The organism is Paenibacillus sp. FSL R7-0198 (assembly GCF_038000415.1).
Lineage (GTDB): Bacteria > Bacillota > Bacilli > Paenibacillales > Paenibacillaceae > Paenibacillus.
The window spans coordinates 6,066,945-6,079,009 of the sequence record NZ_JBBOCB010000001.1; the positions used below are offsets into that span (position 1 = coordinate 6,066,945).

Genomic DNA, 12,065 nt, shown 5'->3' on the forward strand with positions numbered 1-12,065 from the left:
GACAAGTAATAATCCAGATTATCATACCACATCTTCCATATGGAAGAATATGTGGATATATATGATTAGACTCAGGAACCTACGTCCAGTCTGGTTCTATTTTAACGAGAACTGTTCATGGTTCTGCGATAAGCTGCGGGCGTTGTGCCGGTTAATTTTTTGAATTGACGGTAAAAGTGGGGCAGGCTGTCGAACCCGCAAGCATCGGCAACGGCTGCCATCGTCTCATCACTTTGTACCAGATGCTCTTTCGCCATAATGACCCTTCGCGCTAATGCATAATCCGTTAGAGTCATACCCGTGTATCGTTTGAATGCACGACTGAAATGGGCAGGGGATACAGAGGCGTACTGTGCCAGTTCAGGGAGGGACAGGCCATTCCGAAGGTTATCGTCAATATGAGAGATCGTAGAAGAGAGCCATGAGGGACCCGGAGCGGATTTACCCGGATTCGCAGGTCCTGCAGTTTCCAGACGTTCCAGAAAAATAAGCAATAGTTGCAGCCTTAACAGGGCCGCATGTGCGCTTAGATGATGACCGAGCTGGAATTCGGTCTGAATATCATCAATAAGGGCGGCCACCTGTGATTGCTCCTCTGTGTTCAGATGCCTCTTATACACGCGTTGTTTACGACAACGTTCAAACAGGCTTAGCAAAGAAGAAGCAGCACCTCCGGCGGTGGATGCCAGCAATCCAGGGCTGAAGAACAATGCGGAAGATGTGACAGGATTGCCTGCATCCGGCAAGGCTCGATGAACCGTGCTGCCAGGAATGATGAACAGATCTCCTTCTTGCATATTCTCAAGTCCAGTATCAATAAAGATGCTTCCCTGTCCTCGATATACATAGATAATTTCATGCCAGTCGTGAAGATGATCTGGCAATTCGTTCTGAGGGGATTTGGTGTCGCTGTACACCAGGCGGAATGGAATACCGGATTCTGCCTGAATAGTCGTACGAACAGGTGAACGTTCCATAAAGACTCCTTTCCAGACGATCGTCTTCAACGAGATGTTAAGCCTGGTCATTAGAGAGTATATTTACCGCAATAAAAGCAATTTAATTTCCTTTTATTGATGATACAATGAATTTAAAGCGTTTACAATAAAAGGATGCAGAGCCTATGAGCTGCATTCCGACAGTACAAATAATCGATGAGGTGAGTGTCCATGTCGGCAAGCACAAAACGGCCAAGGTTGAAGCTGAATTTACTGGGGAGCGATGGTCAGCGCAAGTGCAAGGAGATTATGGAGCGTCCCGTGAAGGTTTTGCAGATTGGAGAAGGTAATTTCTTGCGGGGATTTGCAGACTGGATGCTTCATGAGAGTGCCAGACAAGGCAAATTCCATGGAAGTGTAGCTGTTACGCAACCACGACCGGGAGGCAAGGCCAAGCTGGAGCAGATTCGTGATCAGGATGGGTTATACACGATGATTACGCGAGGGCTGTCTCAAGGAAAGCCGGTTGAGCGGACAGAGTTGATCTCCATTTTCTCACAGTGTATCAATCCGTATGAGGAATGGGATGCCTTTCTGAACTTGGCGGAACTGCCATCACTTGAGTTCGTTATTTCCAATACAACCGAATCAGGATTGAAATATACGTATGCGGACTATATCGAGGGTGAACCCGTACAATCATTTCCGGGGAAATTAACGGTTTTTCTGCATCAGCGATATTTGAAATTTAATGGTGATCCATCCAGAGGTTTGATTCATCTGCCATGTGAACTGCTTGAAGGCAATGGTGATGTGCTGCGCAGTTGTGTCCTCCGTCATAGTGAGGATTATGGGTATTCGGATGGCTTCCGTTCATGGATCGAGAACCATAATCACTTCTTGAATAATCTGGTAGACCGAATTGTCACAGGTGCGCCGACCCAGGAGGAAGCCGATTCCCTGACGAATCGTTGGGGTTATGAGGACCAGTTGATTAATACGGCAGAGCCATATCATTTTTGGGCCATTCAGGGTGATGAATCATTGGACAAAAAACTTCCACTCAAACAGGCAGGACTCAATGTACATTGGGTGAAAGATCTGAAGCCTTTTCAGGTACGCAAGGTTCGTATTTTGAATGGGGCACATACCTTAATGTCATCCCTCGGCATTCTACAAGGCAAGCAACATGTGAGAGAAACGATGGAAGATCCACATTTTGGCTCATGGATCAGGGAAGCGGTGCATCAGGAGATCGTCCCTGCTCTGGATATGCCCGATCATCAGCTAGACCAGTATGCGGAAGAAGTGTTCGAACGGTTCCTTAACCCGTATATTGATCACAAATTGCAAGATATTGCTTTGAATACGATCGGTAAATTCAAGGTTCGTGTGTTGCCTACACTTTTGTCTTACGAGCAAAATCACGGAAAATGGCCAGAACGTTTAATTCAAGGGTTTGCTGGATTATTGTGTCTCTACCGTCCGGTAAATACGCCAGAAGGTTACAAGGCACAACGACTGAATGGGGACGACATTCTGCTGCGGGATGACCCGGATGTCCTGGCTGCTTTGGCTGCACACTGGGAAGGTTATGACACGCTTAATAGGGATCAGAACCAACTGGATAACCGGGTAGCGGCTGTGTTGTCAGATACCCTGATCTGGGGCGAAAATCTGGATGCAAGAGAAGGGCTGCGTGCAGCACTTGTTCGTGAAATCGGATTGTTGGAAGGTGAAGGGAAATGAACACAACAAGTACAATCAATGACTGGATTGCCATTCAACCGCAGGATGATGTTATTATAGCGCTTCGGGATTATGCCAAAGGAGAATGCATTACCCTGTCAGACGGTGTTTCCTTTACACTGCTCGATGACGTGCCGAAGGGGCATAAGATTGCTGTGCATACGCTGGCCCCAGGTGATGATGTGATGAAGTATGGTTTCTCCATCGGGATTGCCCAAGAGCAGATTGAGCAGGGAAGCTGGATTCATAGTCACAACCTGAAGACGGGGCTGCACGGATTGCTTGAATATGAATACCAACCGGGGGCCCAGGTTCAGACGGACATGCCACCGGAACATCTGCGCTCATTCGATGGATATTTACGTCCCAATGGTGAAGCAGGTATCCGTAATGAGATCTGGATTGTGAATACGGTTGGATGTATCAATAAAGTTTGTGAAGCATTGGCACGTATGGGTCAGTCCCAATTTGGAAGCCGGGTAGATGGTGTATTTCACTTTCCGCATCCATTCGGGTGTTCACAGCTTGGCGATGATCTGAAGTATACTCAACAGTTGCTGGCCTCCTTGGTGGAGCATCCGAACGCAGGAGGTGTGCTTGTCATTGGTCTGGGCTGTGAGAACAATCAGGTCGATGAATTCCGTGAGTGTATTGCTCCGGAATACCGCGGCAAAGTACGGTTTCTCAAAGCACAGGAAACGGATGACGAGCTTGAGGAAGGGCTTCGACTGATGGAAGAACTTGTGGAGATCGCTGAACATGAACAACGGCAGCCGCTTCCGCTCAGCAAACTCAAAATTGGTTTGAAGTGTGGCGGTTCCGATGGTTTATCTGGCATTACAGCCAATCCGCTGGTCGGTGCAGTTGCTGATATGCTGGTTGCTGCCGGGGGTACGGCTATTCTGACGGAAGTTCCGGAGATGTTTGGTGCGGAGACAATCTTAATGAACCGGGCTGCCAATGAGCAGGTATTTCATGATTTGGTGGACCTCGTGAACGGCTTCAAACAATATTTTGTGAACCATGGCCAGAACATCTATGAGAATCCTTCACCTGGTAATAAGGCTGGTGGCATCACAACGCTGGAGGAAAAGTCACTTGGATGTACGCAAAAGGGAGGACGTTCTTCCGTAGTTGACGTTCTACGCTATGGCAAACGTGTAACTCAAACCGGTCTGAACATTGTAGAAGCACCGGGTAATGACCTGGTATCTGTAACGGCACTGTCTGCGGCGGGTGCACATATTGTGCTCTTCACAACAGGGCGGGGGACTCCCTTCGGAGGTCCGGTACCTACCGTCAAGATTGCGACCCAATCCGATCTGGCTAATCGCAAAAAACACTGGATTGATTTCAACGCAGGCCAGCTGTTGGAGGGGCAGACGATGGATGAGGTCAAAGTACAGTTGTTCAGCCAGCTGATTGACATTGCTTCAGGGCGGTCACACACACTCAGTGAGCAGCATGGTTTCCGGGAGATTGCCATATTCAAGGATGGCGTGATTCTCTAAATCCATTCTGGCTGGATGTTGTTAATCGTCTAGGTTGCATTATAGGGTGAACCACAGCCAATTCCGGTTGAAATTTGCACTACAACCGGGATTGGCTTTATTTAGATTGCACGGATGCCAAGTGCTTTGAAGATGCTTGATAATGCGGCGGGTGAAGCATGTTGCTGTAGTTGCGCAGCCAACAGTTCACGCGCCTCTTCTACGCTGCCTTCGAATGGCTTAATGCCATGACGCTGCATCCAGTGATCTGCGGTCTCATATGCGGAGCTGTTCCATGCGACTTTGCCTTCGGCGAGTCCCTCTTTTTCTTTGGTTCCACTGATCACAATGGCTGCACAGCCCTGAAGGTCCAGAAGTCCACGGTCAAATGTTTTTTTGTCCTCTTTTGCCCCGAAATCAGCTTGTGATCGCAAGGCACGTCCATCGATGCCTTCCTGTTCTGCAACTAAGGCATGGAGTTTGAACGCTTCACGGGAGAGCAGACCCGCTTCATACTGTTCCTTGATGGTTTTGGAGTCGGCAAGCAGTCGGTGTACCCAAGGGAAGTACTCAGATGAGACAAGAAGCGCTTTCTTTTTGACAAACTTTCCATAAGCAGCAATGCCCTCTTCAGCCAGACGTGAACGCCATAACCAGGGATCGAGTTCATCATCCTTGTGCCAATGTTCTTTGGGGGTTAGCGATGACAGCGAAGGATAATCGGCAAATAGTGGTGCCAGAGGCAGCAGCCCTATAGACTGGATACGCTGTACTGCTTGTTCGTACGTTATAACGGCTTCATAAGTCATGATATCAGTAGGCTCCTTTTTGTGTTTAGTCAAGCTACGACTTGGTTGAAGCAAGGTATCTCCGGCTCACTTCCTCGGCATGCTGACGAATCTCACTGCGAAGTTGGAGGGGTTCAATCACTTCAGCTTCACGTCCCAATCGGTAAAAGAATCGTACGGCCCAGTCCCATTCCCCTGGTGGACAAAGGAATGATAATTCCCAGAGGTCCGGGGCAATTTCAATCATCTTTTCACCAATATGCTCGTCCTGTTCAGCTTCAATCATTCCCCGGTAACTCAGTTGTGCCTTAACTAGTGTTGGCGGCTGTTCTGGAGGGATCGGCTTGCTCTGCTGTTGCTCCGCCTGTTCGTGAAACACCAGTGCATCCTGAGGTTCGATCGCCTTGACATCGATAATTCGGTCAACCCGGAATAGACGCTGTTCACCATGTTCGATCGAATATGCTTCACAGTACCAGAAGCCGGAGGAAGCATATACCCGTGAGGGACAGATATGCAACCACCGCTGACGTGTTGCGGAGCGATATAACACACTAAGCCACCCGTGTTCGGGTATGCATGCCAGCAGTGCGTCCAGATGAGGAAGAATGTAATTGCGGTCTGGAATATGATGATGCAGCTGTTTGAGCATGGGATCAATTCGCGACATGATATCATCCGGAATGATGGCCTTAACTTTGTTCATCAGGGTCCAGCGTTTCTCATGAAAGGGTGTATCCGCGTAGCGACTTAGACCTTCAAGAGCGAATATGAGCGTCGCTGCTTCTACCGGGTCCAGCTGTAATGGGGGTAATACGTAACCCTCCATAAGTCTGAAACCGCCTCCCGGACCGGAAATGGCAATAATGGGCACATTCATCTCGGAGAGGGACTGAATATCCCGAAGAATCGTGCGACGGGAAACCTCAAATTTCTCGCCTAATGAGTGTGCCGTTTCGTGACCATGCTGTAATGCCATTACGATGGCAGCAAGCCGATTTGTTCTGTTCATGTCAGCCACTCCGTTTCGATCTGCGCCGCCGGAAAGTGATGTCGTAGTAATATTTCTATTGTAACAACGAATAAGTGACATCATGAGTGTCACCAATATTTCAACTGTTCATTATTTTATAATGGATCAGCATCAGGATTCACAAGCATGTTCCGGCAGGCTTTGTTAAAATGTGTTTCTCGTCCAATTCGCTTTGCATACTGATATTTCCTTCTATCAAAAAGACCACAGATCATGCCAAAAACCCGCATCCGGTGTAGACGGATACGGGAAGTAGCAGCTTTTGGCTTACAGAGGACGATAAAGGTCTGAAATCTATACCAATATGCTCGCTGAAGACAATAACAAGCATAAAAGGAATGAATATGTGACACTTTGTATCACGGGTATTTCTATCACAGTGTTTCATTCCGAATGATTCCAATTAAGCGAAATCCCTTATTTCATTTCGAGCAATTGCACCCCACGGGCTTCAATCTCAACACTTCCCGAAAGCTCACGATTGGTGAGCAGATCATGTGCCTTAGCTGTTCCCAGATCATAGGATTGCGTGGTTGCGTTATGGTTCATGACAAACAGGTAGGGTTTGCCGTCTTTGGTTCGTGCGCTTACTTCAACACCTTCTGGTGTCTCGAGCAAGGACTCTACGTTTTTGGCTGCTGCAAGCTGTCCCAGCAAACCATCCAGGAAGCGCTCATCCGGGTCGGATGCAACGTACCAGGCTTCACCTTGACCAAAGGTATTACGTGTCACAACAGGCATGCCTTTATAAAAGTCGTTTCCATACTCCGCGATGACTTCGGCTCCTTCACTGTGCAGCAGGTCACACAGCATGCCGCAGCCATACTCTCCTTGAAGGTCACCGTAGGTTTCTTTGAGGACTATGCTGTTCTTTTGATCAGGCAGCAGGGCATCAATCTCTTCCACCCAGATTCCGAGCAGCTTACGTAACTCTCCCGGATATCCACCTGTAGTCACGAGATCGTTCTCGTTGACAATGCCGCTGAAGAAGGTTGTCAGGAATGTTCCGCCTGCTTCAACATACTTCTCCAGTTTGGCGGCAAACCCTGGTTTAACCATGTAAAGGACAGGCGCGAGAACGATGTCATATTTGCTAATATCCGTATCCACACTGACGATATCTACCTGTATGTTGCGGCGGAAGAAAGCGGCGTAATATTTGTGAATCTGATCTACATAATTCAGGGCAACCGTAGGTCCGCTTGATTTTTCGATGGCCCACCAGTTATCCCAGTCGAACACAATCGCTACTTTGGATTCAACAGATGCATCCAGTGTGGTATCTCCAAGGATCTGCAATTCCTTGCCCAGTTCAGCGACTTCGCGGAATACACGTGTATTCTCGTGTCCAGCATGTTCAATAACTGCACCATGATACTTCTCACAGGCACCAATGGAGCGGCGAAGCTGGAAGAACATAATGGTATCGGCCCCGTGCGCAACAGATTGATAACTCCACAGACGCATGACACCTGGACGTTTCAGTGAGTTATATGGCTGCCAGTTCTGCTGACTTGGTGTTTGCTCCATAAGCATGAACGGTTGACCATCTTTCAGTCCGCGCATAAGGTCATGAGCCATTGCCGTGAAGCTGACGGGTGTTGCGAGACCGGGATAGCTGTCCCAGGATACAATATCCATATATTTTGCCCATTTGAAATAATCCAATTGCTTGAAAAATCCCATCAGATTGGTAGTCACAACGGAGTCCGGAATGTGTTTTTTGATCGCATCGTACTCCAACCGATAACAATCCAGCATGCTGTCTGAGTTGAAGCGGGAGTAGTCCAGCGAGATTCCTTGGAACGTTGAATTGTTGTTACCCCAATGTTCACTCAGGTTGCTCGGCAGTACAATCTCGTCCCAATCGTAGAAGGTATGCCCCCAGAAATTTGTGTTCCATGCTTTGTTGACCTGTTCCAGAGTCTGATAGCGTTCTTTCAGATATACGCGGAATGCTTTCTCACAGTTATCACAGTAACACTCACCGCCATATTCATTGGAGATGTGCCATACGAGAACAGCGGGGTGATCCTTGTATCGTTCAGCCAGTTTATCTGCAATCTTCTCGGAATATTTGCGATAGGTCGGGCTGTTGGGACAGGAATTATGGCGCCCACCGAATTTGCGTTTGCGTCCATCGGCATCTACACGAAGCACGTCTGGATATTTCTTTGCCATCCAAGCCGGATGGGCAGCAGTGCTTGTTGCAAGGCATATATAGACACCATTTTCATATAAACGATTAATGAGTTGGTCGAGTTCTTCAAAATGGTAAGTAACTTCATCAGGCTGAATTAGTGCCCATGAAAATACGTTAATTGTGGCAATATCAATGCCTGCCAATTGGAACATGCGCAGGTCTTCAAGGTGGGTTTCGTGATCCCACTGTTCCGGGTTATAATCGCCCCCGTAGAACATTTTGGGCAGTTTGCTGCTAATCAATGTGTTCACCTCTTGTATAAGAATAATCCTATACTATATGATACATATGACTTTTAAAATATAATAAAAGTAATGACTCATATAAGAATACGGAACTCTATATCAGCGTATACCCAAGGAGGCATCCCATGTTAATCTCCCCCCGACATCAACGATATTTCATGACATCACGTGATCAGCCGCTGCCCCTTTATATTGAGAGCCTTGGCTATAATGGCAATCAAGAGAAGGTGTCCAGACCTGTGGGGTATCCATGTTACCATTGGCTTCAGACCGTGAAGGGAGCCGGAGAATTCAAGTTTGCCGGGTCCACGGTCATAATGGGGGAAGCATCCGGTATTTTGCTGCCACCGAATGAACCGCATGAATATGTGCGCGCCCAAGGAGAGTGGGAGACCCTTTACATTACATTTGGCGGTTCCCAGTGTCCGGCAATCTTGGAGTCACTTAGTCTGGGTGAAGCGGCGTTCTATCAGTGGGAGCAGTGCAGCCCGTTCAACGATTACGGCCAGGAAGTGCTGGATTCAATCAGAAGTGATCAGGATTTGTCGGGGCTTGAGGCGTCAGCGGATATATATCGATTTCTGATTTTGCTCAAAAAACATGGGATGACGGGCAATCGGTCTTCGATCTCTCATGCTGTGGAGAGACTCGCTCCGCTCATTGCATTCATGGAACAGCAATATGCGAATCCCGAAATTGGGCTCGAACATATGGCTACTGTGACGGGGATCTCATCCAGACATTTGAACACCTTGTTCAAGCAGTCCTTTGGCATGACAGCCTACAGCTATTTCATTCTGCTGCGTATTCGCAAAGCCAAGGAAATCATGACCGCAGACCATAGACCCACGATTAGGGAAACGGCAATTCGGGTTGGCTTTCGGGATTCAAGCCATTTTGTTGCTACCTTTCGCAGGATTGAAGGGGTCACCCCTGAACAGTTTCGTAATTTGTACTAACATGTACCCAAATGAACAAAAAGTGATGCCAGGAAGGTATTGATGCCTTAGGGGCATTACCGTTATGATGGTATCGATTCCTGAGATTCGAAAACGTTTAAACGGACCCATGGTTCCGTTCTACTTGGAGAGGATGATTGAAGATGACAACAACGATACCTTTATGGGATCATGCTGCACCTTATGCAGCCCAGGGCCATGAAGACGAAATGCCACATTTGATTCCATTTATTCAGCCCGGTTCCGAGAGCGCTATCATTGTGTGTCCAGGGGGCGGCTATGGATTTTTGGCTGATCACGAAGGTGCTCCAATAGCCGAATTGTTGAACCGTGCAGGCATTAGTGCGTTTGTCCTGAAATATCGGGTGGCGCCTCACCAGCATCCTGCACCGATAACAGATGGTCAGCGTGCCATACGTTATGTTCGTGCTCATGCTGAGCGGTATGGCATCAACCCTGCCAAGATTGCAGTACTTGGTTTCTCCGCAGGCGGACATCTTACTGCAACACTGGGAACGCTGTATGACGAGGGACAACCGGATCATGAGGATCCGATTGAACGTCAAAGTTCACGCCCGGACCGAGTCATTCTCTGTTATCCGGTCATTACGATGGAGTCCTATGGACATGCCGGTTCCCGTGAGAATTTGCTTGGATCTGACGCGACTGCCGAGCAGATTAAGGCTTTTAGCGCGGAGCAGCAGGTGAGAGCGGATGCTCCTGAAGCGTTCATCTGGCACACCAGCGCTGACCAGGCAGTGCCTGTAGAGAATAGCTTGCGTTACGCACTTGCATTGGGCGAGCATGGCATTCCCTATGATTTGCACGTTTTTGAGAAAGGTTCACATGGTCTTGGATTGGCTGAGGACAACCATGCGATTCGGGTATGGTCGGATCTGTGTCTCACATGGCTCAAGAATCAAGGCTGGTAATCACTGAATGATAACAAGTTAACGGTCCTGACTAATCAATTATTCTTATATTAGCGCTTTAGAGCGAAGGAGAAAATGAAGATGAAATTGCAGAAAAATGACAAGCTTCTGTTTATCGGAGATTCGATTACGGATTGTGGTCGGGAACATCCTGTAGGCGAAGGCAGTTCAGGTCTGGGCCATGGTTACGTAGCGCAAGTCTATGCGCTCTTGCGCTCCATCTATCCGGAATTGATGTTGCGTGTCCAGAATGTGGGTAATGGTGGAAATACGATTCGTGATCTGAAACAGCGCTGGGATCGTGATGTGCTGGACCTTAAACCGGACTGGCTGACGATCATGATCGGCATTAACGATGTATGGCGTCAGTTCGACAACCCATTGTCAACAGAATCACATGTGTTTCTTGAAGAATACGAATCGACATTGCGTGAACTGGTGGCTTCGGTTCGTCCCAACCTGAAAGGTCTGGTACTGATGACTCCTTATTATCTTGAGGCCAATCCGGAAGACCCGATGCGGGCAACGATGGATATCTACGGAGAAGCGGTACGCAGGGTAGCCAGTGAGTATGATGCGGTGTATGTGGATACACAGGCTGCATTTGCTCCATTTTGGGATCATTTCTATACGTCTGTGTTGACTTATGACCGGGTACATCCGGATGCAACGGGCCATATGGTACTGTCCAAAGCATTCTTGGATGCCATCGGATTCGAATGGTCAGGCGGCGTCAAATCTGAATAAGGACGTGATGGCATGAGCGACGTAACTGTAGCAGTACAAACCCCGGCATTACTGGGGGAAGGTCCAAGCTGGGATGCGGAAAACAATCGATTATTGTGGGTAGATATTGAAAGTTTTAAGGTGCATGTGTATGATCCGGCTACAGGGCAGGATCAGGCTTATGATGTCGGTGAACATGTCGGGGCTGTTGTTCCCTATCGTGGTGACGAAGTTTTGGTTGCTTTACGCAGTGGATTTTACACGTATAACTTACTTACGGGTGCGCGTCATGCCATTGAGGACCCCGAACAAGATAAGGTTACCAATCGTTTTAATGATGGAAAATGTGATGCGAAGGGCCGCTTCTGGGCAGGCACGATGAGTATGAATAATGAAAGCAAAGCCGGATCGCTGTATTGTTTGGAGCAAGGGCAACCCGTTCGCACAATGGTACAAGGTGTGTCTACATCCAATGGCCTGGGCTGGAGTCCGGATCGGCAGACCATGTATTACATTGATACCCCGACACGTTCTATTGACCGGTTTGATTTTGATCTGACGGCAGGTACGATACAAAATCGGACAAGTGTCATTCACATACCGGAGGAATTTGGTTTTCCGGATGGGATGACGGTTGATGCTGAGGGCATGCTGTGGGTTGCGCACTGGGGCGGAGGAAGAGTCACTCGCTGGAACCCGCATACATCAGAACTGTTGCAACAGATCGAGGTGCCAGCAGATCAGGTAACATCCTGCTGTTTTGGTGGACCGGATCTCGAAGAGTTATACATTACAACAGCACGCATTGGGATTAAGGAAGAACGTCTGAAAGAGACACCGGATGCGGGCTCACTTTTTGTCATCAGACCGGGAGTTAAAGGGCAGGAGACTCACGCTTATGGTAGCCAGAAATAAACAGGTGCTAGTCATGCAGTGAACCTTAGTTAACCTCTATCTGGTTTGCCAGGTAAGAAACGATTCCATTTTTTACACTTATATGAA

General features: G+C 48.1%; 10 protein-coding genes. 6 read left to right on the forward strand and 4 right to left on the reverse strand.

Annotated elements, in window-relative coordinates; genetic code table 11:
* Positions 1-101 precede the first annotated feature (101 nt).
* On the reverse strand, positions 102-977 hold the full coding sequence (locus MKY87_RS26625) for an AraC family transcriptional regulator (protein WP_340966866.1): 876 nt from the start codon (positions 975-977) through the stop codon (positions 102-104).
* Positions 978-1,169: 192 nt separating this feature from the next.
* Here MKY87_RS26625 and MKY87_RS26630 point away from each other — a divergent pair, with 192 nt between their 5' ends.
* Positions 1,170-2,687, forward strand: coding sequence for a tagaturonate reductase (locus MKY87_RS26630; RefSeq protein ID WP_340966868.1), 1,518 nt, complete (start codon positions 1,170-1,172; stop codon positions 2,685-2,687).
* On the forward strand, positions 2,684-4,198 hold the full coding sequence (locus tag MKY87_RS26635) for a UxaA family hydrolase (RefSeq protein WP_340966870.1): 1,515 nt from the start codon (positions 2,684-2,686) through the stop codon (positions 4,196-4,198). Before MKY87_RS26630 ends, MKY87_RS26635 begins: the two co-directional genes overlap by 4 nt.
* Positions 4,199-4,299: 101 nt before the next feature.
* On the opposite strand, the gene MKY87_RS26640 is transcribed toward MKY87_RS26635, so the two are convergent.
* The 3 genes from MKY87_RS26640 to MKY87_RS26650 all read right to left on the reverse strand — a co-directional run bounded on the left by MKY87_RS26640 (position 4,300) and on the right by MKY87_RS26650 (position 8,443).
* Positions 4,300-5,019 carry an AlkZ-related protein gene (locus MKY87_RS26640; protein WP_340966872.1) on the reverse strand — a complete coding sequence of 240 codons (720 nt, stop codon included), beginning with the start codon at positions 5,017-5,019 and terminating at the stop codon, positions 4,300-4,302.
* Position 5,020: 1 nt separating this feature from the next.
* Positions 5,021-5,977 (reverse strand): helix-turn-helix transcriptional regulator, encoded by a 957-nt coding sequence (locus tag MKY87_RS26645; RefSeq protein ID WP_340966873.1) that lies wholly within the window; start codon positions 5,975-5,977, stop codon positions 5,021-5,023.
* Positions 5,978-6,415: 438 nt separating this feature from the next.
* The gene (locus MKY87_RS26650; RefSeq protein ID WP_340966874.1) at positions 6,416-8,443 is read right to left on the reverse strand and encodes a beta-galactosidase; all 2,028 of its coding nucleotides are present in this window, start codon (positions 8,441-8,443) and stop codon (positions 6,416-6,418) included.
* A 128-nt stretch (positions 8,444-8,571) separates the two neighbouring features.
* Between MKY87_RS26650 and MKY87_RS26655 the strand changes: the two genes are divergently transcribed.
* From MKY87_RS26655 to MKY87_RS26670, 4 genes are all read left to right on the forward strand, one after another.
* Positions 8,572-9,405, forward strand: a complete 834-nt coding sequence (locus MKY87_RS26655; protein ID WP_340966876.1) for a helix-turn-helix transcriptional regulator — start codon at positions 8,572-8,574, stop codon at positions 9,403-9,405.
* A gap of 143 nt (positions 9,406-9,548) precedes the next feature.
* On the forward strand, positions 9,549-10,337 hold the full coding sequence (locus MKY87_RS26660) for an alpha/beta hydrolase (protein WP_340966877.1): 789 nt from the start codon (positions 9,549-9,551) through the stop codon (positions 10,335-10,337).
* A gap of 81 nt (positions 10,338-10,418) precedes the next feature.
* On the forward strand, positions 10,419-11,084 hold the full coding sequence (locus tag MKY87_RS26665; protein WP_339784611.1) for an SGNH/GDSL hydrolase family protein: 666 nt from the start codon (positions 10,419-10,421) through the stop codon (positions 11,082-11,084).
* Between the two features lie 12 nt (positions 11,085-11,096).
* Positions 11,097-11,978, forward strand: coding sequence for an SMP-30/gluconolactonase/LRE family protein (locus MKY87_RS26670; RefSeq protein WP_340966878.1), 882 nt, complete (start codon positions 11,097-11,099; stop codon positions 11,976-11,978).
* Positions 11,979-12,065 lie beyond the last annotated feature (87 nt).

Excerpts from the sequence above, each read along its gene's own strand:
- MKY87_RS26625 (WP_340966866.1), bottom strand. The coding sequence starts at position 977 with ATGGAACGTTCACCTGTTCGTACGACTATTCAGGCAGAATCCGGTATT.
- MKY87_RS26630 (WP_340966868.1), top strand. The coding sequence starts at position 1,170 with ATGTCGGCAAGCACAAAACGGCCAAGGTTGAAGCTGAATTTACTGGGG.
- MKY87_RS26635 (WP_340966870.1), top strand. The coding sequence starts at position 2,684 with ATGAACACAACAAGTACAATCAATGACTGGATTGCCATTCAACCGCAG.
- MKY87_RS26645 (WP_340966873.1), bottom strand. The coding sequence starts at position 5,977 with ATGAACAGAACAAATCGGCTTGCTGCCATCGTAATGGCATTACAGCAT.
- MKY87_RS26655 (WP_340966876.1), top strand. The coding sequence starts at position 8,572 with ATGTTAATCTCCCCCCGACATCAACGATATTTCATGACATCACGTGAT.
- MKY87_RS26660 (WP_340966877.1), top strand. The coding sequence starts at position 9,549 with ATGACAACAACGATACCTTTATGGGATCATGCTGCACCTTATGCAGCC.
- MKY87_RS26665 (WP_339784611.1), top strand. The coding sequence starts at position 10,419 with ATGAAATTGCAGAAAAATGACAAGCTTCTGTTTATCGGAGATTCGATT.
- MKY87_RS26670 (WP_340966878.1), top strand. The coding sequence starts at position 11,097 with ATGAGCGACGTAACTGTAGCAGTACAAACCCCGGCATTACTGGGGGAA.